We start from the raw sequence: 24,022 nt of genomic DNA on the forward strand, positions 1-24,022 counted from the left end.
CCCGACTGCGGCTAGGTTTTGGTCAGGAGAGAATAATGACGACGAGAATCATCGCGCTCATCGACGGCTCGACCTACTCGAAAAGCGTATGCGAAAACGCCGCCTGGATCGCCGGGCGCACCGGCGCGACGGTGGAACTGGTCCATGTGCTCGGCCGGCGCGAAACCGCCTCATCCGACCTTTCGGGCACGATCGCGCTCGGAGCCCGGTCGAGCCTTCTGGCCGAACTCAGCAGCCTCGACGAGGAGCGTGCCCGGCTGGCCCAGAAGCGCGGCCGCGCCATACTCGAGGACGCGCAGACGATGCTGGTTGAGGCGGGCGTCGAGGCGAGCATGCGCCTGCGCAACGGCGACCTTCTGGAAACGGTGGCCGAGGCCGAAAAACAGGCCGACCTGATCGTGATCGGCAAGCGCGGCGAGGGCGCCGACTTCGCCAAGCTGCATCTCGGGTCCAACCTGGAACGCATCGTCCGCTCCGCCACGCGTCCGGTCTATGTCGCCGCGCGCGCCTGGCGTCCGGTCGAAAAGGTGCTGATCGCCCACGACGGCGGGCCCAGCATCGGCCGCGCGGTGGATCATATCGCCCGCTCGGCGCTGTTTTCGGCGCTCGACATCCGCCTCCTCGCCGTCGGCGCCGACACCGCAGAACATCGCCGTAGGCTTGCCGACGCCGAGGCCGTGCTGAAAGCAGGCGGCCACCGGGCCGCCTCCCGGTTGGTCCAGGGCCAGCCGGACAAGGCGATCGCCGAGGCGGTCGAAAAAGACGGCATCGATCTTCTGGTGATGGGCGCCTACGGCCATTCGCGCATCCGCTCGATGATCATCGGCTCGACCACCACGGAAATGATCCGCGCCTGCAAGATCCCGATCCTGTTGTTCCGGTAGGCAACCAAAACGACAGTATGCCGGCCGGTATCCAGCGGCAAGAACTCGGCGCGGACGCGCGCCGGGGCGTCGTTTCGTTCGCCAGATTGCCGCCCCGCGTCTTTGCTGGTATGAGCCACGCCATGGAAGAATTGTTCGGCAATCCGGCCTATAAGCGCTTTGCGCTGCAGGACAGAAAGCGCCTGCCGGCGCGCTTTTTTGCGCGGATTTCGGGCGCCAAGGCGACCCGGCTCGCCTGAATGCCGCCCGCCCGGCACGCCGCCGGCCCATCCAGCTCCCTTATCGACGGACGCAAGACAATGACCGCTCCCCGCACCCTCTACGACAAGATCTTCGACGACCATCTGGTCGACCGTCAGGACGACGGCACCTGCCTGCTCTATATCGACCGCCATCTCGTTCACGAGGTCACCAGCCCGCAGGCATTCGAGGGCCTCAGACTGGCCGGGCGCCAGGTACGCCATCCCGAAAAGACGCTCGCCGTGGTCGATCACAACGTGCCGACCACCGACCGCTCGCGCGGCATCGCCAATCCCGAAAGCCGCATCCAGGTCGAGGCGCTGGCCAAGAACGCCGCCGATTTCGGGATCGATTATTACAACGAGGTCGACCTGCGCCAGGGCATCGTCCACATCGTCGGCCCCGAACAGGGTTTCACCCTGCCCGGCATGACGATCGTGTGCGGCGACAGCCACACCTCCACCCACGGCGCATTTGGCGCCTTGGCGCACGGCATCGGCACCTCCGAGGTCGAGCACGTGCTCGCAACCCAGACGCTGATCCAGAACAAGGCCAAGAACATGCTGGTGCGCGTCGACGGGCAGTTGCCCGAAGGCGTCACCGCCAAGGACATCATTTTGGCCATTATCGGCGAGATCGGCACGGCCGGCGGCACCGGTCATGTCATCGAATATGCCGGCGAGGCGATCCGCGCGCTGTCGATGGAAGGCCGCATGACGGTCTGCAACATGTCGATCGAGGGCGGCGCCCGCGCCGGCCTGATCGCGCCCGACGAGACCACGTTCGCCTATGTCAAGGACAAGCCGCGTGCGCCGAAGGGCAAGGCCTGGGACATGGCCATGGAATACTGGAAAACGCTGCGCTCCGACGAGGGCGCCCATTTTGACCAGACCGTGGTGCTCGACGCGGCCAATCTGCCGCCGATCGTAACCTGGGGCTCCTCGCCCGAAGACGTCGTCTCCGTCACCGGGATCGTGCCCGACCCCGACGCGATCGCCGACGAGAACAAGCGCAATTCCAAGAAGCGCGCGCTCGATTATATGGGCCTGACGCCGGGTACCCGCATCACCGATATCGCGCTCGACCGCGTCTTCATCGGCTCGTGTACCAATGGCCGCATCGAGGACCTGCGTGCCGTGGCCAAGGTGGTCGAGGGCCGCACGGTCAGCGAGCGCGTCGACGCCATGATCGTGCCGGGCTCCGGCCTGGTCAAGGCGCAGGCCGAGGCCGAGGGTCTGGACGCGATCTTCAAGGCCGCCGGCTTCGACTGGCGCGAGCCGGGCTGTTCGATGTGCCTGGCCATGAACGAGGACCGCCTCAAACCGCAGGAGCGCTGCGCCTCGACCTCGAACCGCAATTTCGAGGGCCGGCAGGGTTTCAAGGGCCGCACCCATCTGGTCTCGCCGGCCATGGCGGCGGCGGCGGCGATCGCCGGCCATTTCGTCGACATCCGCGACTGGCGCTGAACGCCCAAACGACCGATCGCGAGGTCGCCCGCCTCATCAGGCGGCCTCGCAGAGCGTGATCGCCGTCATGCCGACCGGCCCGTAGGGTTTCGTTATTCTCGCCGCGGTCTCGTGAATCTGGCTCCTGTTTGACGCATTCGGACAGGGCGAGCCGCAAGCTGATAGGCTGAATTGATTGCGCATATGAAGCGGCCGTGAACGGCGGCGTCAGGCTCGTTCCAGGCGCGTCCCTCCATCATCACTGCATTCCGGCGCGCAAACAGCCGGTTTTTGTGGAGGAACCGCCATGCTCGTCAAAACCGCGGCAACCGCCCTCACCGCGATCCTGCTCGCGACATCGGTCGCTCCGTCCTTCGCGGAAATGAAGATCAAGAAACTGAAGCCGCCCGCGAGCAGGTCCGCACAGCCTGCGAAAAGAACGACGACAATATCGGCTACGGCGCCCACGCCAAGAAGGGCGGTTATGGCTGCGTGACCGACAACGGCTTCATCGACTGCAAGGAAAACGGCGCGTGCACCGGAGGCATTGCCGAGCGCCGCACGGCGCGCCATCTGCCGCGCCTGACCGGCTCGGGCAAGCTCGTCCGCCGCTGATTCTTTGGCGGCTCATCAGCCGGGTCGCTCGGGCGCCTATTGTCTCACCTGCCCGTCTCCTCGGTGCCAGCCGCATCCCAGAATGCAGCGGGCGCCGTCACGTCTGGATGCCGGCTTTTACACCGCCCACATTAACCTCTTTTTCGAACCCTTGCGCTAATGTCGCCCGGCACGCGAACAGGAGCCGGATATGAGCGCTGCCGGATATATTCTGGCGATCAACCTCCTTGTTGCCGGCCTGTTCGCCGGCGCATTCGCATGGGTCAGCATTTACAGCAAGGTCCGCGTTCCTGCACGCTGGATCGCCGCGAGTTTCGTTCTCGGAATGGCGAATTTCGGCGTGGAATGGATGATTTCCGCTGTCGAAAATCCGCGTTTCGTCGTGTTTTCGGCCTTTGTCGTCTCGATTGCGGCCCAGATCGCCTTCAATATCGGCGTGCTGAAAAAATACGACATCCGCATCCCCTGGCGGTTTCTTGCACTGCTGGTGTTTGTCTCGCTGCCGCTCAATGTCGCCATCTACGACATGCCGCGCGATTCGTTCACGCGCGTCCTGCTCTACCAACTGCCCTATTTTGTCATACAGGCCACCGCCGTGCTGCTTCTGATACGCGCGCCGGGCAAGCGTTATCTCGATATCGCGCTGACCGGCGTGCTGGGCGCGGGCGCGGTTCACTTCCTGGCAAAGCCTTTCTTTGCCGCCGCCTTCGGGCCCGGCGACCGGCCCCAGACCTATGTCGACAGCATCTATGCGCTGATCTCGCAATCCATGGGCTCAGTGCTGATCGTGGCGACCGGCCTTTTGGTGGCGGTGGTCCTGGTGCGCGACCTGTTGACCGACGCCACCACCAAATCCGAAACCGATTCCCTGACCGGCCTGCTCAACCGCCGCGGTTTCGAGGAGCGCGTGCCGCAGGTCACCCGCCTCCTTGCCGAAACCCGGGTTCCGGCCTCGATCGTCATCTGCGACCTCGATCATTTCAAGGCGGTGAACGACAGTTATGGGCACCCCGGCGGCGATCTCGTCATCCGCGCCTTCGCCACGCAGCTGATCGAGGCGAAGGCCAACGACCACGTCGTCGGCAGGATCGGCGGCGAGGAATTCGCCATCCTGCTGCCGGGCGCAAACGCGGCGGCCGCGCGCCTGTTTGCCGAGGCGATCCGCAGCGCCTTCGCCGGGCTCGAGATCCAGGGCATGCCCGAAACCGCCCGCTTCACCGCCAGTTTCGGCGTCGCCGAATTGAAGGCCGGCGACACGCTCTCCGATATGCTGCGGCGCGCCGATCTGGCGCTCTACGAGGCCAAAAACAGCGGCCGCAACTGCGTGCGCGTCGCGCCGCTGATCGTGCACGACAACAGCGATCGCCGCACCCATCGCGCCGCACGCTGACAAAGAAGCCGGATTTATTGCGCGGCGATCGGCCCTGTGCCGGTCGCGAGACGATAGCCGCGCATCTCGTCCATGCTGAGATAATAGAGCGCGCGCGGCGGAGTATCGAGCGCGTGCAGCCACAAGGCCGGATCCACGCCCATTTCGCTCAGATGGCGCGAGATGCGGGCCGTGGTCGCCTGCGCGTCCGACATCGCCTGGGCCGGTTCGACGGGCATGTCGCCGACGGCGTAGAACTGGTGCAGCCCGATCGCCGATTTGGCCCCGACCGAGCGGGTCACCCCACCGGCCAGCATCAGCGGGCAGGACGAGGCGCAAAAGGCGCCATCCACGACCCCCGTTGCCAGGCCGCGCGCACGGATCTGGCGGGCGATCGCGATCGCGTCGTCGAGCGAGCCGCCCGATGAATTGAACAGCACCGCGCGGACATATTCGCCACGCATTTCAATCTCGGTGGCGAAACGCGCGGCCGCGCCGATGTCGACAAAGCCCTCCGCCGCCAGAATGCCGCCGGGCTTGAGCGTGAAGCCGATCGGCCGACGCAGTCTGTCCTCATCGACGGTGACCTGATCGCGCGGATCGACCGTGGCCGCGCCGCCTTCGCCGTCCCGCGTCGCCACCGCCGGCGGCAGGACGGGGGTGGCGATGTCGGCGGGCGGCGACACGGCGGGGCGCCTGGCCTCGATCAGATCGTGCAGATCCATCGCCAGCACGCCGACGGCGCCGATCAGCAGCCCGCGAAACGCCCAGCGGATCACCTCGCCCTCGTCGAAACGGGCAAAATAACGCGCGATCGCCGCCCGCGCACCACCACGCCCGCGCCCGGCCTGGCCGCGCGCAGGCAAAACATCGCCGGCGCGACTCACGGGTCGCTCCTCTTGCGTTCCGACAGAGAGAGCGGCGTCACGTTTTCGGCCGCCGGTGCTTCATGGCCCCGGTGGTGTTCGTCGTCCGCTTGCTCCGGCCCGTCCGCCTCACGCGTTTCCGCCGCGTCCGGCTCCTCCGAGGCGCCACCCGCGGCCGCGACGCGACGCGCCAGCAGAGCGTCGTGGATTTCCAGCGAGCGCAGCAAATCGGCCGCGGTGATGCGATCCGTGTCGGCCATCTGTTCCTCGCCGCGTCGCACCGCCGCCTGCACCACCGCCATGATCGCCACCAGCACGCCGGGAAGCAGGTCGATCGAGATCGCGCCCGCCCAGCTCGGAACGAAGTCGCCGCCGTAAAGCAGCACCGCTTCGGCCGACGACAGCGGCACGTAGCGCCGGTCGGGCACCCTGGGCTGGGCGAGGATCTGTTGGGCGGCCTTGGAAAGCGCCTTCGACTGCGCCTCGACGGAGGAACGGATCGTGGCCATGACGACGTCCTGCCGCCCGGCGAGGTCGGCGGTCGACCCGTCGGCCACCGGCGCGATGAAGCCGACCGAGAGGTCCTCCGCCGCGCGCATCACCGAGGGCGCGACCGAGGTCTGCTCGAGTGCGGCGATCACGCCGGCGAGCGCGACGGCCTGTTCGGCGAACCGGTCCGAGCGCGGCGCAATCGGACCCGATCCGGAAACCAGCCCGCGCATCGCCGCCAGATGGGTCTGTCCCTCCTCGAAAAGGGTCGCAACTGTCTCCCGCGAAGCGAGGATATTGGCCTCGAGCTCGCGCATCTGCGCGGCCATCTGGGTCAGAAGCTGCACCACGCTGCCCGAACCCGACGTGCCCGTCAGCGCGCCCGAATCGCGCTCGTCGTCGGCCAGCCTGGCAAACCGCTCTCCGGCGCGCTGGATATCGGGCAGCAGCGACAGCGCCCCGAGCGCATTGGTGTTGGCTTGGTCGAGGTCGCCGGTATAGTCCTCCAGCGTCTCGGCCAGGTGCTGCTCGACCGCGGCCGAGCCGGCGAGTGCGGCCGCGTTGAGCCAGGACGACATCGCCACGATCATCACAGACCCGACCGCCATGACGGCGACCAGCACCAGCCGCGAGGCACCGTCGCGCATTTCGGGCAGGAACCGCAGCAGATAGGTCCAGAAGCCGTAAATGCCGACCGACACGGCGGCCGAATAGATGATGGCGGCGAAAAACACGATCGTCGCAGAGCCGTCGAGAAGGCTACGCACGCCGAGATAGGTGTAAACGCCCGAGGCCAGCGCCAGCGTGGCGAGCACGAACCGCGTCATCGTCGTCAGCGACGCGGCGTGATCCTTCAGTCTGCGGGCCGTCGCGGCTTCGCTCATCTCATCTCCCGTCCCGTCACGGCACCGCCATGCTCCGGCGTCGGAGCCGAAGCTGGCGGTGCAAACGTGACCAAATCAGGGCCGCCGGGCTCGTTTCGGACGAAACGCTCAGCGGCAGGGCCCGACCAGCACCGGCACGGTGTTGTCCGGCAGGCCGTACATATAGCTGCGTCCCTTGAGCAGCACGCCGTGGCGCCGGCAATCGCGCCGCACCCGCACCGCCTCGTCGGAATAGACGATTTCGGGGCCTGCGCCGGCGCGGCTGTATTCGCCCAGCTCTTCGGCCAGATGCCCCTGGCCGACGACGATGCGTTTATAGCCAGATGGGCTGCGGATAACGAGATTGCCGAAACTGTCGGCATAGACCCTGTCATAAAGGCCGCCCGCCGTCGCCGGCGCGGCGGCAAGCACGAAAAGCGGAGCGGCGAGCGCGGCCGTCGCGCATGCTCCCACCCAGGATTTCCAGTTCAGGCGCATGGTGCGTCCTTTCGTTGAGGTCGAAGCCTCCTCGCCCTCGACTTTAACGGTTTCTTAACCTCTGTCACCCGGGACGGGGAAATCCGCACCCGGCAATTGACAGACATGGTTAATATCTCCGATGGAGAGAACATGACCGACCAGCCCGCAATCGACATCGCCCTGCTTCGCCTCAAGGACGCGCCCGACCTGGCGCCCCTGCTTGCCGCCTACGCCCAGGCGCTCAAGCGCGGCGCGCCGCGCCGGCCCGACCAATATTACGCCGAAGCACTGCTGCAGGACCGCACCGCCGAGGTGCTGGGCGCGCGCATCGACGGCAGGCTGGTCGGATTCGCGATCTTCGCCGATCTGCCGGAGCCGGTTTCCGGCATGCGCTGCGGCGCCTGCGATCACATTTTTGTTCATCACGAACACCGTTCGAAGGGCATCGCCAAGGCGATGGTCGACGTGCTCGCCGACCGGGCCGAGGAGCGCGGCTGGACCAAGCTGATGCTGAACGCGCCGCGCCAGCCCGAGGACGGCAAAAAGCTCTACGAACAGATCGCCGGCCCCGCCGACTGGTCGAGCTACGTCATCCGGTTCGACGGAAAATAGTCCGCGCCCGCGCCCGACTTGATCTCCCGTGGCCAAAATTTGTAATTTTCGCGCGGCCCGTCCGCGAATCGCGAGGAACAGCCCTGAAAAACCGCCTGATCCTGTTGCCGGTCATTCTTCTCGCCGCGTGCGTGGCGGACGGACCGGGCGCCGAGCCCGGCGTCGCTTCGGCGCCGCGCGGCAAGACCACCTATCGCTGCGACGACGGCGCCCGCATGGTGGTCGAAAACCGCGGCGCCAGCGTGATCCTGACCCTCGACGACAACGCGCCGGTCACCTTGCCCGCTTCGCCTGCCGATTCGCGCATCCGCTACGGTGCGCCGCCCTATGCGCTGCTTCTGGATCGCAACGAGGCCCTGCTGATGAAGTCCGGCGCCGCACCCAATACCTGCCGCCGCTGACGGCGGGATGCCTGTGCCGGCACCCGGTTCGGCTTTAATCGATTGAAGCGGGACGCCGCCGCGATGCCGTCCAAGCCACGACCCTAAATGCCCGGCGCGGCGTCTTTTTCCGACTTTGACGCGGTGCAAAAAGACCATTAGAAACGGGCAACCGGACCCGGCCGGCAACCGTTGCGCCGCATCCGGAGCCTTCATCTGGGGGAGCCATGAGCAATTCCACAGCCACCCGACCTGGCATGAGACAAAGACCGCTTTCACCGCATCTTCAGGTCTACCGCCTGATCCCCACCATGGTGATGTCGATCGTGCACCGCATCACCGGCGCAGCACTTTATGTCGGCACGCTGCTGGTCGCCTGGTGGCTGATCGCGGCGGCCACGTCGGAGAGCTATTTCGAGTTCGTCAACGGGCTCTACGGCTCCTGGTTCGGACGGCTGGTTCTGTTCGGTTACACCTGGGCGCTGCTGCACCACATGCTGGGCGGTCTGCGCCATCTGGTCTGGGACACGGGCGCGGCGATGGACAAACACACCGCCACCAAGCTGGCCTGGGCGACGATCGCCGGCTCGATCACGCTGACCGTGCTGGTGTGGATAGCCGGCTACATGGCACGCGGAGGCTGACGATGACCGACATGCGCACCCCGCTCGGCAAGGTCCGCGGCCTCGGCTCGGCCAAGGACGGCACCGACACCTTTTGGCGCCAGCGCCTGACGGCGATCGCCAACATCCCGCTGCTCTTGTTTTTCGTCGGCCTGCTGGTCGCGCTCAATGGCGCCGGCTACGACGAGGTCCGCGCCACGCTGGGCAACCCCTTCGTGACGCTTGTCCTGATCCTCGTGCTGGTTTCCGGCCTCGTGCACATGCGCATCGGCATGAAGGAAATCATCGAGGACTATATCCATGACGAGGGCGTCAAGATCGCCCTTGTCGTGCTCAATACGTTCTTCGTGTTCACGATAGGCGCGGCCTGCGTGTTCGCGCTGTTGAAGATCGCGTTCGGAGGGTAATGGCGCCGATGGCTGAGGCAAGCAAGGCAGGCGGCAAAGCCTACGAGTTCGTCGATCACAAATTCGACGTGGTGGTGGTGGGCGCCGGCGGCGCCGGCCTGCGGGCCACGCTCGGCATGGCCGAGCAGGGTCTCAGGACCGCCTGCATCACCAAAGTGTTTCCGACCCGGTCCCACACCGTGGCGGCCCAGGGCGGCATCGCCGCCTCGCTGCAGAACATGGGCCCCGACAACTGGCAGTGGCATCTCTACGACACGGTCAAGGGATCCGACTGGCTCGGCGATGTCGACGCGATGGAGTATCTCGCCCGCGAGGCGCCGGCCGCCGTCTACGAGCTCGAGCATTACGGCGTGCCGTTCTCGCGCACCGAGGAAGGCAAGATCTATCAGCGCCCGTTCGGCGGCCACATGCAGAATTTCGGCGAAGGCCCGCCCGTGCAGCGCACCTGCGCGGCCGCCGACCGCACCGGCCACGCCATCCTGCACACGCTCTACGGCCAGTCGGTCAGGAACAACGCCCAGTTCTTCATCGAGTATTTCGCCCTCGACCTGATCATGGACGACGACGGCACCTGCACCGGCGTCGTCGCCTGGAATCTCGACGACGGCACCATCCACCGCTTCGCCGCCAAGATGGTGGTGCTGGCCACCGGCGGCTACGGCCGCGCCTATCTGTCGGCGACCTCGGCGCATACCTGCACCGGCGACGGCAACGGCATGATCGCGCGCGCCGGCCTGCCGCTGCAGGACATGGAGTTCGTGCAGTTCCACCCGACCGGCATTTACGGCGCCGGCTGCCTGATCACCGAGGGCGCGCGCGGCGAAGGCGGTTACCTGGTCAATTCCGAGGGTGAGCGTTTCATGGAGCGCTACGCGCCTTCGGCCAAGGATCTGGCCTCGCGCGACGTGGTTTCGCGCTGCATGACGATGGAAATCCGCGAGGGTCGCGGCGTCGGCAAGGAAAAGGATCACATTTTCCTGCATCTCGACCATCTCGACCCGGCCGTGCTCGCCGAGCGCCTGCCCGGCATTTCCGAGTCGGCCAAGATCTTCGCCGGCGTCGACGTCACCCGCGAGCCGATCCCGGTGCTGCCGACCGTGCACTACAATATGGGCGGCATCCCCACCAATTATTGGGGCGAGGTGCTGAACCCGACCAAGGACGATCCGGACCGTGTCACGCCCGGCCTGATGGCGGTCGGCGAGGCCGGCTGCGCGTCCGTGCACGGCGCCAACCGGCTCGGCTCCAACTCGCTGATCGACCTCGTCGTCTTCGGCCGCGCCGCCGCGATCCGCGCCGGCGAGGTGATCGACCGGGCGGCCGCGATCCCGGCGATCAACGAAAAGGCGGTCGACAAGATCATGGACCGCTTCGACCGCACCCGCCACGCCGACGGCGCCAGCCCGACCGCCGCCCTGCGCGACAAGATGCAGCGCGCCATGCAGGAGGACGCGGCGGTGTTTCGCACCCAGGAATCGCTGGGACAGGGCTGCAAGCGGATTTCGGCGATCTGGGACGAGCTTCCCGACATCAAGGTGTTCGACCGCTCGATGATCTGGAATTCCGATCTGGTCGAGACGCTGGAACTGCAAAACCTGATGGCCTGTGCCATCACCACCGTCCACGGCGCCGAGGCGCGCAAGGAAAGCCGCGGCGCGCACGCCCGCGAGGATTTTTCCGAGCGCGACGACAAGAACTGGCGCCAGCACACGCTCGCCCGGCTGAACGACAAGGGCAAGGTGACGCTCTCCTATCGCCCGGTCCACACCGAGCCGCTGCTGGAGGAAAAGGACGGCGGCATCGCGCTGAAAAAGATCGCGCCCAAGGCGCGGGTGTATTGACGATGGACATTGCCGGGAGAGGCCGGGCCCGCGGCCGTCCGACCATGATGCGGGCCACGCGAAAGGATTGCCGAGACGATGGTTGAACTCGCTCTTCCCAAGAACTCGAAGATCAACGAAGGCAAGACCTGGCCGAAGCCGGACGGCGCGACCAACATCCGCGAATTCCGCATCTATCGCTGGTCGCCGGACGATGACGACAATCCCCGCGTCGACACCTATTACGTCGACATGGACGATTGCGGGCCGATGGTGCTCGACGCGCTGTTGTGGATCAAGAACCGGGTCGACCCGACGCTGACGTTGCGTCGCTCCTGCCGCGAGGGCATCTGCGGCTCCTGCGCCATGAATATCGACGGCACCAACACGCTCGCCTGCACCAAGGGCATGGACGAGATCGACGGCGGGGTGAAGGTCTACCCGCTGCCGCATATGCCGGTGGTCAAGGATCTGGTACCCGACCTGACCGTGCCCTACGCCCAGCTCTCCTCGATCGAGCCCTGGCTCAAGACAGTCTCGCCCGAGCCCGCCAAGGAATGGCGCCAGAGCCACGACGACCGCACCAAGCTCGACGGGCTCTACGAGTGCATCCTGTGCTTCTGCTGCCAGACCTCGTGCCCGTCTTATTGGTGGAACGGCGATCGCTATCTCGGCCCGGCGGTGCTGCTGCAGGCCTATCGCTGGCTGATCGACAGCCGCGATGAGGCGACCGGCGAGCGGCTCGACAATCTGGAAGACCCGTTCCGTCTCTATCGTTGCCACACGATCATGAACTGTACCCAGGCCTGCCCCAAGGGCCTCAACCCGGCCAAGGCGATTGCCGAGATCAAGAAGATGATGGTGGAACGGCGGGTCTAGTAGAGATATTGGAACGAACTCAGTGAAAAGGTCGGATATTGTCACGCTGGCTTCGGAGGCAATATTCGGCAAATCATTGATTATGAACGTCTATCGATCGATCGTCGTTGAAGCGATCATCTCAAGAGCGCTGCCAGATTGGACCTGGTGCTCATCAGACTACGCATCGCATGATTTCGAAAGAAACGGCATCCGCCTTGAAGTCAAACAGACTGCCATTCGCCAAACTTGGTCGACCACGCGTCTTTCGCGGCCTTCCTGGGATATTGCGCCGAGAAAGGGATATTGGCTCGACGGCAAGACGTGGATCCCCTCACCGGGGCGAAACGCAGAACTATATCTGCTCGGACTTCATCCGATTGCTGACGATACCGCTGACCATCGTGATCCTGAGCAATGGCGGTTTTTCGTGATCGCTACGGTTGACCTTCCGCCAACCAACCGGATTGGACTTCGAAAGGTAGAGCAGCTTGCATCCTTCAGTTCCGTGAAGGGCTTGGCGGCAAAGATCGATGAGATTCTTTCGCAACAACGTGTCACTCCGACACGAGAGCCCTTTTGAAGACAGTCGCACCATGTCCACCACCAACCTCCCCCTTCTCAACCCGCTCGAGACGCGCGTTCTCGGCTGTCTGGCCGAAAAGAAAACGCTGACGCCCGATGTCTATCCGATGAGCCTCAACGGCGTGCACGGCGCGGCCAACCAGAAGACGGCGCGCGATCCGGTCATGACACCGGAAATCGTCGAGGTGCGCCGGGCCCTTGCCCAGTTGCAGGACAAGGGCCTGGTGCGCCAGGCCTTCGCCTCGCGCGTGGAGCGCTACGAGCACCTGATGGCGCAGCGCTTTTCGCTGACCCAGGGCCAGACCGCGCTGATCGCGCTGATGATGTTGCGCGGCCCGCAGACCGCGCGCGAGCTCCTGACCCGCTCCGAGCGCATGGCAAGCTACGCCGCGCTCGACGACCTGCACGCCGATCTCGACCTTCTGATCGGCCGCAAGCCGGCCCTGGTTCAGCTCGTCGAGCGCGGCCCCGGACAGCGCGAGGACCGTTACATGCATCTTCTGTCCGGGCCAGTGGCGGCGGTCGCCCATAGCTCGCGTGCCCAGCCGCTGCCGGCACCGACGCCGAGCGCGCTGGAAAACCGCGTCGCGGCTCTCGAGCAGGAGTTGGCGGCGCTGCGCGCCGAAATCGCCGCCCTGCTCGCCGACCGCACCCCGTAGAGCCGGACGACCGTCTCCCCTCACGCAGTCGTGTTGCGCCGTGAGTTGCTCCCGAACGACCGGGGCCTAGCTTGAGGAAGGTTCGTGCCACGGAGATCGTCATGGTTCGTATTCTGACCGCCCTCGCCCTTCTTGCCGCATCGGCGTCGACGCCGCTGGCCGCGCAGGAGACCCAGACCGCGATCTTCGCCGGCGGCTGCTTCTGGTGCGTGGAATCGGATTTCGATCGTGTCCCGGGCGTGACGGCGACGGTCTCGGGTTATTCGGGTGGCGAACTGGAAAACCCGACCTACCGCAACCATACCGGCCATCGCGAAGTGGTCAGGATCGAGTTCGATCCGTCGAAGACCAGCTATCGTGCACTGGTCGACATCTTCTTCCGCTCCGTCGACCCGACCGACGCCGGCGGGCAGTTCTGCGACCGGGGCCATGCCTACACCACCGCCGTCTACGCCCTTGACGACCAACAGAAGACCGCCGCCGAAAACGCGAAAGCCGACGCCCAGGCCGAACTCGGCAGGCCGATCGTCACCCCGGTGGAGCCGGCCGGCGCGTTCTGGGAGGCGGAAGCCTACCACCAGGATTATTACCGCAAGAATCCGCTGCGCTATAAATATTACCGCTATGCGTGCGGTCGCGACGACCGCATCGAAGAATTGTGGGGCAAGGCCGCCCATCGCGGCATCCCGGCGCATTAGGTCCAATCGACATTCAGGATTCAGTTTGCCGTTGATGTGTGCTTCATGGGGTTCCAGATACGCCGATCTGGAGCCTGATGATGTCGAGACCGAAGCGCTACGAACTGACGCCTGAGCAGTGGAACAAGATCAAGGACGTGTTGCCCGGCAAACTCGGCGATCCTGGCCGTTCCGGGACTGACAACCTCGCCTCGTCAACGGTGTGCTTTGGGTCTTGCGCTCGGGTGCGCACTGGCACGACTTGCCCGGGCGCTATGGCAAGTGGAAGACGATCCACAAGCGCTTCACCCGCTGGGCGAAGGCCGGGGTCTGGGAACGCGTCTTCGAGCACCTGATCCATGACCCGGACAATGACTATGTCAGCATCGATTCCAGCCTTGTGCGCGCCCACCAGCAGGCCGCTACCGGCAAGGGTGGTGGCCAAAAAGGGGGGAGCAGGCTCTGGGGCGCTCCCGAGGAGGATTGACGACCAAGATCCACATGGCCGTGGATGCGCTCGGCCGCCCGCTGAAGATGATCCTCACACCCGGCCAGCGTGGCGACGCACCGTTGGCCCCAGCTCTGCTCAATGGCCTTACGCCGCGTCGGGTACTTGCCGACAAGGCCTATGACTCCAATGCCTTGCGCGACCTGATCGCGACCATGGGAGCCGAAGCGGTCATCCCGTGCAATCCGACCCGCAAGAAGCCGATCCCCTATGATTTCGCAGCCTACAAAGTCCGAAATACCGTCGAGCGCTGCTTCAAAAAGCTCAAACACTTCAGGCGCATAGCAACACGATATGACAGGCGCGCTGCCTACTTCCTCGCATTCTTACAAATCGCTGCCGCTCTCATATGGATGCGATGAATGTCGATTCTGCCTAGCACCGAAACTCAAGCCGGTTTCTGAAATTCGCGCGCGGCGCCGCGGCCGGCCAGACCGGCGCCGGGCTCGGGCTCGCCATCAGCCGGCAGATCGTGACCGGTTTCGGCGGCACGCTGACGGTGGCCGAGAGCCCCCAGGGCGGCGCCGNAGCGTTTACAGGCGAAATGGAAGCCGGTTCGCCGTTCGCAAACGCGTTAAAACAATGAGTTGGAGCCGGTCTGCCAATCCGAGAAAAGCAGAACGGTCCTTGCATAGTTCGCCCCGCTCCTCCGCGAAAGGATATCGTGATCGCGTCCTGGAACACGGGGCCGGGGCGTTTGGGGCGGCGCTTGGCCTATCGGGCGGTCTTCGTCCGCCGTGCCTTTTTCGCCCGCGCGCTTTCGATATGTTCGAGCGCAATCGTTTCGGCAACCGCGTCGGTGGTGCGGCCCTCCGCCTCCGCGCGCCGGAAGATCGCGGCGAGCGTGCGCGGGATCACCCCCACCCGTTTGATCGCCGCCTCCGCATCGTAGCCCGGCGGCGTCAGTTCCTCGGCAACGTTGATCAGCCCGCCCGCATTGATGACGTAGTCGGGCGCGTAGAGGATGCCCCGCGCGCGCAGTCTTTCGGCATCCTGCGGGGTGGCAAGCTGGTTGTTGGCCGAGCCGGCGACGATGCCGGCCTTCAGGAGCGGAATTGTCGTTTCGGACAGCACCGCGCCCAGAGCGCAGGGCGCGAAGACGTCGACATCGGCCGTCACGATCGCATCGCCTTCCAGGGCGACAGCGTCGAGATGCGCGACCGCCTTCTCGGCCCGGGCGGGGTCGATATCGCTCACGAAGAGCCGCGCCCCTTCGTTTCGCAGCCGTTTGGCCAGCGACCAGCCGACCGCGCCCAGCCCCTGCACCGCAACACGCACGCCGTCGAGCTTTTCCGAGCCGGTCTTATGTTTCAGGGCCGCTTTGATGCCCAAAAAAACGCCTTGCGCGGTGACCGGCGAGGGATTGCCGCTTCCGCCGCGTGTCGTTCCGCTCACGTTCGGCGCGCGCGCCCGCAGATAATCGGCATCGGCCAGCGACAGGCCGACATCCTCGGCGGTGATGTACTGGCCCTCGAGCGCGGCCAGCATTTCGGCATAGGCGTCGAGAAGCTCGGGCGTCTTGTCCGCCTTGGCATCGGCCACGATCACCGCCTTGCCGCCGCCGAGCGCCAGGCCCGCCACCGCCGCCTTCAGCGTCATGCCGTGCGACAGTCTGAGCGCGTCGGTGAGCGCCGCCTCGAAACTCTCGTGCGGCCATACGCGCGTGCCGCCGAGGGCGGGCCCGAGCGTGGTGTCGTGCACGGCGACGATGGCGGTCAGCCCGCGCGCCTCGTCGCGCCCGAGCCAGACCTGTTCGTGATCGGCGAAATCCGCGAGCCGGCTGGCTTCTTCGGTAATGTCGCTGAGTTTCAGGCTCGATTTTCCGCCCGGCACCTTGACCGTGCGCGGCTCAGCCGCATGCAGCATGACGTCTCCTCCCGCTTCGAGGCCGCGAAACCATCGCTGACGGGTATCGGGCGGCCTTTGATGCATTATAGGCCGGTCGGGGCGACTTTTGGTTACGAACTGCCGGCCTTCGGCGATCCGACCTTGCGCGGCGACCGCCGAAACCGGTCACAATCGTTCGGCAGCCCGGCTGGCGAACACGCTGGCCCGCCGGCTTGGCTCAGATCGCCTCGCCGCGCAGAAGCCGCGGCGCCTCGCCGGCCAGGCCCGCCGCCTGACGGATGAAGAACTCCTTCAGCCGCGGCATCCGGTCGACCATGCCGAGCCCGAGATCGCGCACCGCGCGCAAGGGTCCGAAATCGTCGGAGAACATGCGGTTGAGCACATCGGTGGTAATGCCCATCTGCACCGTGTCGAAGCGGCGCCAGCGCGCGTAGCGCTCCAGCACGTCGAGCGCGCCGATATCCTCGCCGAGCCGATCGGCCTCCACCACCACTTCGGCCAGAGCGGCGGCATCCTTGAAGCCGAGATTGAGCCCCTGGCCGGCGATCGGATGAATCCCGTGTGCCGCATCGCCCGCCAGTGCGAAGCGAGGCGCGACGAATTCGCGCGCCAATGTCAGTCCGAGAGGCCAGGCCCGGCGCGGCCCCTCGACACTGATCTCGCCGAGCTTCAGCCCGAAGCGGAGCTCCAGTTCCGTCTCGAAGACGATATCGTCCTCGGCGACGAGACGCTCGGCCTCCTCGGTGCGTTCCGTCCACACGATCGACGAACGGTTTCCCGTCAGCGGCAGCGTCGCGAACGGACCGGCCGGCAGAAAATGCTCCTCCGCGCGGCCGTTGTGCGGGCGTTCGTGCTTGACCGTGCACACGATACCCGATTGGCCGTAATCCCAATGCACCGTCTTGATGCCGGCCATGTCGCGCAGGCGCGACTTCACCCCGTCGGCGGCAACCAGCAGAGACGCCTCGATCGCAGCCCCATCGGCCAGCGCGACGGTGACGCCTGCCGGTCCGACGTCGAAGCGCTCGACCGCCACCCCTTCCAGGAGATCAATGCCGAGTTCGGCCGCACGCCGCCGCAAGGCGCCATTCAACACCTTGTTGGGCGTCATGTGCGCGAACGGCTCGCCGGCCGAGACCTCGCCGTCGAACGTCAAGAACACCGGGCGCACCGGGTCGGACGTGCGCGAATCGGTGACGACCATATCGGTGATCGCCTGCGCCTGCGGCGCGATCTCGTCCCAGCAGCCGAGCTGCGACAGCATCCGGCAGGCTGCCGCCGCGATCGCCGAGGCCCGGCCGTCGCGTTGCCACACGCCCGCGGGCGCGGCGTCGACCACCACGATCTTCAGTGCGGGCCGCGCCTGCGCGATCGATACCGCCGTCGCCAGTCCGACATATCCCGCACCCGCGATCACGACGTCGACACGTCCGCGTTTTGCCATTTTCGCCATCACCAACTCCTCTGTGTGCAGGCCGGATCGTCGCGCACAGCCCCTCGATCCGGTTGACTTCGCCCTTGCCTTTCTGCTCGAAAACCCGCCAAGTCTGAACAATCGGACATGTCGACGAAAGCGGGGCCGTGACGATGTCGCCAGCCATGCAGGAACTTCTGGCCATTCTCGACCTCGAGCGGCTGGAACACAATCTGTTTCGTGGTCGCAGCCCGCAAACGGCCTGGCAACGCGTGTTCGGCGGCCAGACCATCGGTCAGGCCCTCGTCGCCGCCCAGCGCACCGTCGACGCCGACCGGCAGGTGCATTCGCTCCACGGCTATTTCATGCGTCCCGGCGACACCAAGGTGCCGATCGTCTACGAGGTCGACCGCATCCGCGACGGCGGCTCCTTCACCACGCGCCGGGTTGTCGCCGTCCAGCATGGCAAGGCGATCTTTTCGCTCGAGGCCTCCTTCCAGCTCGCCGAACCGGGGCTCGATCATCAATTCCCCATGCCGCTCGACGTGCCGCCGCCCGAAAAACTCAAAACCCAGCGCGAACTGCTCGAGCATATGGACAACGTGCCCGACACGATTCGCCGCTTCTGGGCCCGTGAACGGCCGCTGGAGATCAAACCGGTCAATCTCGAGCACTACACGAGCCGCGACAAGCTGCCGCCGCGCCAGAATATCTGGCTGCGGACCACCGGCCCGGTGCCCGACCAATGGCCGTTGCGCGCCGCGGTCCTTGCCTATCTCTCCGACATGACCCTTCTCGACACCTCGACCTTCGCGCATGGGCGTGCCGTTTTCGATCCCGACCTCCAGGTCGCCAGCCTCGACCATGCGATGTGGTTCCACCGTGAGCACCCGCTCGACGACTGGTTGCTCTACACCCAGGACAGCCCCTCCACCTCTGGCGCCCGCGGCTTCACCCGCGGTGCCATCTATGGCCGCGACGGGGTGCTGATCGCTTCGGTCGCCCAGGAAGGGCTGATTCGGCTCCGCAGCGAGCCCAGGGTCAAAGCCTAAATTTTAGGCACAGATTCCGTTCTGCACGATATTTTTGCAGAAACGCCATTCGCAAATGCCGGGCTGCGCGACGCCCGATCCGATTTCCCGAAACATTTCAGGCTATTGTTCGTAGGCCATCGAAACTGGCACGGAGCTTGAATCACCCTTGTCACGCTCCGGTCGCCCGCGGGCCGCCGGCGGTGTGATGGAACGCGGGACCCCGCACAAACAAGGGTGAAGCCTGATGAAAATCGTGATGGCTATCATAAAGCCGTTCAAGCTCGACGAGGTCAGGGAGGCGCTGACCGCCGTCGGCATCCAGGGCCTGACCGTCACCGAGGTGAAGGGATACGGGCGCCAGAAGGGACATACCGAAATCTATCGCGGCGCCGAATACGCCGTCAGCTTCCTGCCGAAGGTCAAGATCGAGATCGTCGTCGCAGACGATCTCGCCGACCGGGCCGTCGAGGCGATCGGCGCGGCCGCCCGCACCGGACAGATCGGCGACGGCAAGATCTTCGTCCACGGGATCGATCAGGCGGTGCGCATTCGCACCGGAGAAACCGACGTCGATGCGATCTGACCGTCATTCCGATTTCAAGGAGACCAAGATGACCATTCCAACGCTTATCCGGCGCGGCCTTCGGCCCGCCCTGGCCGGCGGCCTGAGCGCCGGTGCTCTTGCCCCTTTCGCCGCCTATGCTCAGGACACGGCCGAGGCGGCCGCACCCATCATGGACAAGGGCGACACCGCGTTCATGATGATCGCCACCGTGCTGGTGCTGTTCATGATCCTGCCGGGCCTGGCGCTGTTTTACGGCGGGCTGGTTCGCGCCAAGAACATGCTGTCGGTGCTGATGCAATGCACGATGATCACCGCCGTCGTCATCGTGATCTGGACCGTGTGGGGCTATTCCTTCGCCTTCGGCGGCAGCACCAGCCCGTTCTGGGGCGGGTTCGGCAAGCTGTTCCTGTCCGGCGTGACGATGGACAGCACCGCGGCGACCTTCACCGACGGGGTCGTCATTCCCGAACTGGTCTTCATCTGCTTTCAGATGACCTTCGCCTGCATCACGCCGGCGCTGATCGTCGGCGCCTTCGCCGAACGGGTGAAGTTTTCGGCCGTGGTGCTGTTCGTCGTCCTGTGGGTCACCTTCGTCTATTTCCCAATCGCTCACATGGTCTGGGACGGCAGCGGGCTGCTGTTCGGCTGGGGCGCGCTCGACTTCGCCGGCGGCACCGTGGTGCATATCAATGCCGGCATCGCCGGTCTCGTCGGGTGCATGATGATCGGCAAGCGCATCGGCTACGGCAAGGACAACATGGCCCCGCATTCCATGACCCTGACCATGGTCGGCGCCTCGATGCTGTGGGTGGGCTGGTTCGGCTTCAATGCCGGCTCCAATCTCGAGGCGACCGGCGGCGCGGCACTTGCCATGATCAACACCTTCACCGCGACCGCCGGCGCGATCATCGCCTGGGTAGTGATCGAGGCGCTTGCGCGCGGCAAGGCCTCCATGCTGGGCGCGGCTTCCGGCGTCATCGCCGGCCTGGTCGCGGTGACGCCGGCCGCCGGGCTGGTCGGCCCGGTCGGCGCCATCGTGCTCGGCGCCATCGCCAGCGCGGTGTGTTATTATTTCGTCGCCGTCGTGAAGATCAAACTCGGTTACGACGATTCGCTGGACGTGTTCGGCATTCACGGCATTGGCGGCATCGTCGGCGCGATCGGCACCGGCATCTTCGCCTCCTCCGCGCTGGGCGGCGTCGGCTATGCCGAGGGCGTGTCGATGGCCGGGCAGGTCTGGACGCAGATCCTGGCCGTCCTCGTCACCATCGTGTGGTGCGGCATCGGCTCGGCGATCTTCTACAAGCTCACCGATGTGTTGATCGGACTCAGGCCGGCCGAGGACGCCGAACGTCAAGGCCTCGACCTGACCTCGCACGGCGAGGCCGCCTACCACTCGTAAACGCCAATTCCGGCCGGCAGCCTCCTGCCGGCCGGAACGTTCAGAGCGCCTGCTGACAAAAAAGGACCCGGTTCCGCGGTTCCGCTTATACGAAGCGAGACTTGAATCGGGCTCCATTCTCTCCTCATATCCTAGTCGCCGCGTGGGGGCGCCGGGGGAGGGGAGAGCATTGTCTCTGGAAGATCAATATCGCATCGTCCAAGCGATCAGCCGTCAGTTCGAAATCGAACAGGGCCTGATCGCCAGCCGGCTCAACTGGAACCTGACTTTTCAGGGCTTTATGATCGCCAGCTATGCGCTGGTCGCGACGGCCACGACGTCCGATCCAGCGCGCTTTTGGATACACGGCGTGATCACCCTGGTCGGGATCCTCGTTGCCGCCTCGACCTGGGCGGGCATCGAGGCATCGTCGCGCCGAACCAGCGCGCTGCGCAAACACTGGTTCAGGGTCGTGGGCGACGACTCGCCATTCCCCCGTCCGTTTTCGGAACGCGCCGGATCGCTGATGGGCAGGCTGCCACCGCGCTTCATATGCGGATCGCTCATTTTGATGTGGACAGCGCTGGGCGCCGTGGGTTCGGGTCTGTCCTTCTAGCAGGCTACCGGAGCCACCATCCCGTTTTTAAAAACGCGATATCCCCTGGCTCGCAAATACGCATGGTTAATGGGGCTTTAACCCTCGCTTTCTAGGGTGGGTCGCGGCCTGCCGTCCGGATCGATCGGCTGGACGGCGGCACGCGTACGAGGAAGGCGAGATGAGATCAGGCAATTCGGCGGCACTGGCCCTGGGTGGAATCGGACAGGGAATCCAGAGTTTCGTGCAGCGGCTGCTGGCCCGCGCGCTCGGGCTGGCGCTGCTGGCGTTCGGCGCCTTCGCCATCGCCGCGCTCGCGACCTGGAACGTCGCCGACCCCAGCTTCAGCCATGCCACCGGCAACACGCTCACCAACGCGATGGGATATCCCGGCGCGGTCGTTGCCGATCTCGCCATGCAGTTCCTGGGGCTCGCCTCCGTCGCCGCGCTGGTGCCGGTTTTCGCATGGAGCCTGTTCCTGCTCGCCGGCCGGACACCGGATCGCCTGCCGCGCCGCGGCGCCGCCTGGGCCGGCGCCGCCCTGCTGAGCGCGGCCGTGGCCGGCTGCATCGCCGCGCCGCCGACCTGGCCGCTGCCGTCCGGCCTCGGCGGAGTGTTCGGCGACATGGTGCTCAAACTGCCCGCCTTGTTGTCGGGCGGCTATCCGCAAGGCTTGCTGGCGGCAGTGCTGATGCTGCTGTTCGGCCTGCCCGGCCTGTGGCTGATGCTGTTCGCCACCGGTCTGATCGGCCGCAGCGCTCTGCCCGTCGACGAGTTCGCGGCCGCCGGCGACGACGAGGACGACGATCGCGATTTTGACGAGGCCGACGACGATGACGGCGTTCCAGCGCTCGGCGCGCTGGTCCATTGGTGGCTGTCGGCCCGCGCCTTCGTACGCCGGCTTTCGGGGCCGCGCGATGCCGGCATCGACTATGACGAAGTGCCGGACGAGGCCGACGAGGTCTCGCAGATGCGGCCCGGACGGGCCGACCGGCTGCGCGTCGAGCCCGAATTCGAAAGCCTCGACGGTCTGGTGCCCGAACCGGTCGAAGGCTCGGCTTTCGACGATGCCGGTTTCGAGGATACGGGCGATTTCGAGCCGGCGCCCCGGCAGAACGCGCCCCAGCCCGTGCGGGCGGCCGCGCGGGTTGAAAACCCGGCGCCCAAACCCAGGCCCGGCGCCCGGGTCCAGCGCGAGGCGCAAACCTCCTTCATCGACGCCAGCGACTTCGAGATGCCGACGCTGCACTTCCTGGCCGAACCGAAAAATGTCGCGCGCGACCCCAGCCTGTCGACGGACGCGCTGGAACAGAACGCGCGCCTGCTCGAGGGCGTCCTGGAGGATTTCGGCGTCAAGGGCGAAATCATCCATGTCCGCCCCGGCCCGGTCGTCACCCTTTACGAGCTCGAGCCCGCACCCGGCATCAAGTCGTCTCGGGTCATCGGCCTTGCCGACGACATCGCCCGCTCGATGAGCGCGATCGCCTGCCGCGTCGCCGTGGTGCCGGGCCGCAACGCCATCGGCATCGAGCTTCCCAATGCGCGCCGCGAAACGGTTTTCCTGCGCGAGATCCTGGCCTCGCGCGACTACGAGCAGACCAAGGCGAAGCTCGGCCTGGCGCTCGGCAAGACCATCAATGGCGAGGTGGTGATCGCTGATCTCGCCAAGATGCCGCACGTGCTCGTCGCCGGCACGACCGGCTCGGGCAAGTCGGTCGCCATCAACACCATGATCCTGTCGATCCTCTATCGCATGCGGCCCGAACAATGTCGGCTGATCATGATCGACCCGAAAATGCTCGAACTGTCGGTCTATGACGGCATCCCGCATCTTCTGACCCCCGTCGTCACCGACCCGAAAAAGGCCGTGGTCGCGCTGAAATGGACCGTGCGCGAGATGGAGGACCGCTATCGCAAGATGTCCAAGGTCGGCGTGCGCAACATTGACGGCTTCAACCAGCGCGTCACCCAGGCCACCAAGAAGGGCGAGGCGATCTCGCGCACCGTCCAGACCGGCTTCGACCGCGAAACCGGCGAGGCGATCTACGAGACCGAGACGCTCGACCTGGCGCCGCTGCCTTACATCGTCGTCATCATCGACGAAATGGCCGATCTGATGATGGTCGCCGGCAAGGACATCGAGGGCGCGGTGCAGCGCCTGGCGCAGATGGCGCGCGCGGCCGGCATCCATGTCATCATGGCCACCCAGCGTCCGTCCGTCGACGTCATCACCGGCACCATCAAGGCCAATTTCCCGACCCGGATCTCCTTCCAGGTCACCTCCAAGATCGATAGCCGCACCATTCTGGGCGAACAGGGCGCCGAACAGCTTCTCGGCATGGGCGACATGCTCTACATGGCCGGCGGCGGGCGCATCCAGCGCGTCCACGGCCCGTTTGTCTCCGACGACGAGGTGGAGAAGGTCGTTGCCCATCTCAAGCTCCAGGGCGTGCCGGAATATCTCGACGCCATCACCGAGGACGACGAGGACGACGACGCCTCCGGCCCGTCGGGTTCCGGCGGCGGCAATGTCGATAATTCCGACGACCCCTACGACCAGGCCGTCGCCGTGGTCTTGCGGGACGGCAAAGCCTCCACCAGCTATATCCAGAGACGCCTGGGCATCGGCTACAATCGCGCCGCCTCGATCATCGAGCGCATGGAGCAGGAAGGCGTCGTCGGCCCAGCCAACCACGCCGGCAAGCGCGAGATCCTGGTGCCGACCGAGGACGAGACTTTTTGACCGGTCGGCCGCATGAGAGCCAAACTAATGCCGCACTCGGTGCCTAGACCTCTCGCAACGCT

The 24,022-nt window shown here is 65.7% G+C and carries 24 protein-coding genes and 1 pseudogene; 20 read left to right on the top strand and 5 right to left on the bottom strand.

The features are described from left to right. Positions 1-35 precede the first annotated feature (35 nt). The 4 genes from C7T96_RS05360 (at position 36) to C7T96_RS05380 (ending at position 4,574) form a co-directional block, all read left to right on the top strand. Positions 36-884, top strand: a complete 849-nt coding sequence (locus C7T96_RS05360; RefSeq protein WP_106570157.1) for a universal stress protein — start codon at positions 36-38, stop codon at positions 882-884. A 299-nt stretch (positions 885-1,183) separates the two neighbouring features. Next, positions 1,184-2,590: a 3-isopropylmalate dehydratase large subunit gene (gene leuC / locus C7T96_RS05370; protein ID WP_106570158.1), complete on the top strand. Its 1,407-nt coding sequence runs from the start codon at positions 1,184-1,186 to the stop codon at positions 2,588-2,590. Positions 2,591-2,860: 270 nt separating this feature from the next. Continuing rightward, positions 2,861-3,184 (top strand): hypothetical protein, encoded by a 324-nt coding sequence (locus C7T96_RS05375; RefSeq protein ID WP_106570159.1) that lies wholly within the window; start codon positions 2,861-2,863, stop codon positions 3,182-3,184. A 190-nt stretch (positions 3,185-3,374) separates the two neighbouring features. After that, positions 3,375-4,574 carry a GGDEF domain-containing protein gene (locus C7T96_RS05380; protein ID WP_106570160.1) on the top strand — a complete coding sequence of 400 codons (1,200 nt, stop codon included), beginning with the start codon at positions 3,375-3,377 and terminating at the stop codon, positions 4,572-4,574. Positions 4,575-4,588: 14 nt separating this feature from the next. On the opposite strand, the gene C7T96_RS05385 is transcribed toward C7T96_RS05380, so the two are convergent. The 3 genes from C7T96_RS05385 to C7T96_RS05395 form a co-directional block, all read right to left on the bottom strand. Then, the gene (locus C7T96_RS05385) at positions 4,589-5,440 is read right to left on the bottom strand and encodes a hypothetical protein (RefSeq protein WP_245414069.1); all 852 of its coding nucleotides are present in this window, start codon (positions 5,438-5,440) and stop codon (positions 4,589-4,591) included. After that, positions 5,437-6,792 (bottom strand): hypothetical protein, encoded by a 1,356-nt coding sequence (locus C7T96_RS05390; protein WP_106570161.1) that lies wholly within the window; start codon positions 6,790-6,792, stop codon positions 5,437-5,439. The genes C7T96_RS05385 and C7T96_RS05390 overlap by 4 nt, the downstream gene beginning before the upstream one ends. Before the next feature lie 108 nt (positions 6,793-6,900). Further along, positions 6,901-7,269, bottom strand: coding sequence for a hypothetical protein (locus tag C7T96_RS05395; RefSeq protein ID WP_106570162.1), 369 nt, complete (start codon positions 7,267-7,269; stop codon positions 6,901-6,903). Positions 7,270-7,401: 132 nt separating this feature from the next. Here C7T96_RS05395 and C7T96_RS05400 point away from each other — a divergent pair, with 132 nt between their 5' ends. From C7T96_RS05400 to C7T96_RS24530, 11 genes and pseudogenes are all read left to right on the top strand, one after another. Then, positions 7,402-7,863 carry a GNAT family N-acetyltransferase gene (locus tag C7T96_RS05400; protein WP_106570163.1) on the top strand — a complete coding sequence of 154 codons (462 nt, stop codon included), beginning with the start codon at positions 7,402-7,404 and terminating at the stop codon, positions 7,861-7,863. Positions 7,864-7,967: 104 nt separating this feature from the next. After that, complete coding sequence (locus C7T96_RS05405) at positions 7,968-8,264, top strand: MliC family protein (protein WP_106570164.1); 297 nt, start codon at positions 7,968-7,970, stop codon at positions 8,262-8,264. Between the two features lie 206 nt (positions 8,265-8,470). Further along, a complete protein-coding gene (gene sdhC / locus C7T96_RS05410; protein WP_106570165.1) occupies positions 8,471-8,887 on the top strand; it encodes a succinate dehydrogenase, cytochrome b556 subunit in 417 nt (138 codons plus the stop codon). Between the two features lie 2 nt (positions 8,888-8,889). After that, the gene (sdhD, locus tag C7T96_RS05415) at positions 8,890-9,273 is read left to right on the top strand and encodes a succinate dehydrogenase, hydrophobic membrane anchor protein (protein ID WP_106570166.1); all 384 of its coding nucleotides are present in this window, start codon (positions 8,890-8,892) and stop codon (positions 9,271-9,273) included. A gap of 8 nt (positions 9,274-9,281) precedes the next feature. Continuing rightward, entirely contained in the window at positions 9,282-11,114 is a 1,833-nt protein-coding gene (gene sdhA / locus C7T96_RS05420; protein WP_106570506.1) for a succinate dehydrogenase flavoprotein subunit, read from the top strand. 78 nt (positions 11,115-11,192) lie between these two features. Then, positions 11,193-11,972, top strand: coding sequence for a succinate dehydrogenase iron-sulfur subunit (locus C7T96_RS05425; RefSeq protein WP_106570167.1), 780 nt, complete (start codon positions 11,193-11,195; stop codon positions 11,970-11,972). 22 nt (positions 11,973-11,994) lie between these two features. Next, a complete protein-coding gene (locus C7T96_RS23820; protein ID WP_146149142.1) occupies positions 11,995-12,534 on the top strand; it encodes a hypothetical protein in 540 nt (179 codons plus the stop codon). A 13-nt stretch (positions 12,535-12,547) separates the two neighbouring features. Further along, the gene (locus tag C7T96_RS05430) at positions 12,548-13,195 is read left to right on the top strand and encodes a DUF480 domain-containing protein (protein ID WP_106570168.1); all 648 of its coding nucleotides are present in this window, start codon (positions 12,548-12,550) and stop codon (positions 13,193-13,195) included. A gap of 101 nt (positions 13,196-13,296) precedes the next feature. Further along, a complete protein-coding gene (gene msrA / locus C7T96_RS05435; RefSeq protein WP_106570169.1) occupies positions 13,297-13,893 on the top strand; it encodes a peptide-methionine (S)-S-oxide reductase MsrA in 597 nt (198 codons plus the stop codon). Between the two features lie 80 nt (positions 13,894-13,973). Further along, positions 13,974-14,742 (top strand): annotated as a pseudogene (locus C7T96_RS05440) (IS5 family transposase). 38 nt (positions 14,743-14,780) lie between these two features. After that, positions 14,781-14,966: an ATP-binding protein gene (locus tag C7T96_RS24530; RefSeq protein ID WP_106570170.1), complete on the top strand. Its 186-nt coding sequence runs from the start codon at positions 14,781-14,783 to the stop codon at positions 14,964-14,966. A 128-nt stretch (positions 14,967-15,094) separates the two neighbouring features. On the opposite strand, the gene C7T96_RS05450 is transcribed toward C7T96_RS24530, so the two are convergent. After that, positions 15,095-16,246 carry a Glu/Leu/Phe/Val dehydrogenase dimerization domain-containing protein gene (locus C7T96_RS05450; protein ID WP_106570171.1) on the bottom strand — a complete coding sequence of 384 codons (1,152 nt, stop codon included), beginning with the start codon at positions 16,244-16,246 and terminating at the stop codon, positions 15,095-15,097. Positions 16,247-16,445: 199 nt separating this feature from the next. Further along, positions 16,446-17,681 carry a ubiquinone biosynthesis hydroxylase gene (locus C7T96_RS05455; RefSeq protein ID WP_106570172.1) on the bottom strand — a complete coding sequence of 412 codons (1,236 nt, stop codon included), beginning with the start codon at positions 17,679-17,681 and terminating at the stop codon, positions 16,446-16,448. A 134-nt stretch (positions 17,682-17,815) separates the two neighbouring features. Here C7T96_RS05455 and C7T96_RS05460 point away from each other — a divergent pair, with 134 nt between their 5' ends. From C7T96_RS05460 to C7T96_RS05480, 5 genes are all read left to right on the top strand, one after another. Then, positions 17,816-18,694: an acyl-CoA thioesterase II gene (locus C7T96_RS05460; protein WP_106570173.1), complete on the top strand. Its 879-nt coding sequence runs from the start codon at positions 17,816-17,818 to the stop codon at positions 18,692-18,694. A gap of 226 nt (positions 18,695-18,920) precedes the next feature. Then, positions 18,921-19,259 (top strand): P-II family nitrogen regulator, encoded by a 339-nt coding sequence (locus C7T96_RS05465; protein ID WP_106570174.1) that lies wholly within the window; start codon positions 18,921-18,923, stop codon positions 19,257-19,259. A 28-nt stretch (positions 19,260-19,287) separates the two neighbouring features. Beyond that, positions 19,288-20,643 carry an ammonium transporter gene (locus C7T96_RS05470; RefSeq protein ID WP_106570507.1) on the top strand — a complete coding sequence of 452 codons (1,356 nt, stop codon included), beginning with the start codon at positions 19,288-19,290 and terminating at the stop codon, positions 20,641-20,643. Positions 20,644-20,812: 169 nt separating this feature from the next. Beyond that, entirely contained in the window at positions 20,813-21,238 is a 426-nt protein-coding gene (locus C7T96_RS05475) for a hypothetical protein (protein ID WP_106570175.1), read from the top strand. 160 nt (positions 21,239-21,398) lie between these two features. Beyond that, entirely contained in the window at positions 21,399-23,960 is a 2,562-nt protein-coding gene (locus tag C7T96_RS05480) for a DNA translocase FtsK (RefSeq protein ID WP_106570176.1), read from the top strand. Positions 23,961-24,022: the final 62 nt, after the last annotated feature.

Origin of the sequence: Nitratireductor sp. StC3 (genome assembly GCF_003015025.1) — a bacterium.
Lineage (GTDB): Bacteria > Pseudomonadota > Alphaproteobacteria > Rhizobiales > Rhizobiaceae > Mangrovimarina > Mangrovimarina alexandrii.

Coding starts and splice junctions, on each gene's coding strand:
- C7T96_RS05360 (WP_106570157.1), top strand. CDS start 36: ATGACGACGAGAATCATCGCGCTCATCGACGGCTCGACCTACTCGAAA.
- leuC (WP_106570158.1), top strand. CDS start 1,184: ATGACCGCTCCCCGCACCCTCTACGACAAGATCTTCGACGACCATCTG.
- C7T96_RS05380 (WP_106570160.1), top strand. CDS start 3,375: ATGAGCGCTGCCGGATATATTCTGGCGATCAACCTCCTTGTTGCCGGC.
- C7T96_RS05390 (WP_106570161.1), bottom strand. CDS start 6,792: ATGAGCGAAGCCGCGACGGCCCGCAGACTGAAGGATCACGCCGCGTCG.
- C7T96_RS05395 (WP_106570162.1), bottom strand. CDS start 7,269: ATGCGCCTGAACTGGAAATCCTGGGTGGGAGCATGCGCGACGGCCGCG.
- C7T96_RS05400 (WP_106570163.1), top strand. CDS start 7,402: ATGACCGACCAGCCCGCAATCGACATCGCCCTGCTTCGCCTCAAGGAC.
- sdhC (WP_106570165.1), top strand. CDS start 8,471: ATGAGCAATTCCACAGCCACCCGACCTGGCATGAGACAAAGACCGCTT.
- sdhD (WP_106570166.1), top strand. CDS start 8,890: ATGACCGACATGCGCACCCCGCTCGGCAAGGTCCGCGGCCTCGGCTCG.
- sdhA (WP_106570506.1), top strand. CDS start 9,282: ATGGCTGAGGCAAGCAAGGCAGGCGGCAAAGCCTACGAGTTCGTCGAT.
- C7T96_RS05425 (WP_106570167.1), top strand. CDS start 11,193: ATGGTTGAACTCGCTCTTCCCAAGAACTCGAAGATCAACGAAGGCAAG.
- C7T96_RS05430 (WP_106570168.1), top strand. CDS start 12,548: ATGTCCACCACCAACCTCCCCCTTCTCAACCCGCTCGAGACGCGCGTT.
- msrA (WP_106570169.1), top strand. CDS start 13,297: ATGGTTCGTATTCTGACCGCCCTCGCCCTTCTTGCCGCATCGGCGTCG.
- C7T96_RS05450 (WP_106570171.1), bottom strand. CDS start 16,246: ATGCTGCATGCGGCTGAGCCGCGCACGGTCAAGGTGCCGGGCGGAAAA.
- C7T96_RS05455 (WP_106570172.1), bottom strand. CDS start 17,681: ATGGCGAAAATGGCAAAACGCGGACGTGTCGACGTCGTGATCGCGGGT.
- C7T96_RS05460 (WP_106570173.1), top strand. CDS start 17,816: ATGTCGCCAGCCATGCAGGAACTTCTGGCCATTCTCGACCTCGAGCGG.
- C7T96_RS05465 (WP_106570174.1), top strand. CDS start 18,921: ATGAAAATCGTGATGGCTATCATAAAGCCGTTCAAGCTCGACGAGGTC.
- C7T96_RS05470 (WP_106570507.1), top strand. CDS start 19,288: ATGACCATTCCAACGCTTATCCGGCGCGGCCTTCGGCCCGCCCTGGCC.
- C7T96_RS05480 (WP_106570176.1), top strand. CDS start 21,399: ATGAGATCAGGCAATTCGGCGGCACTGGCCCTGGGTGGAATCGGACAG.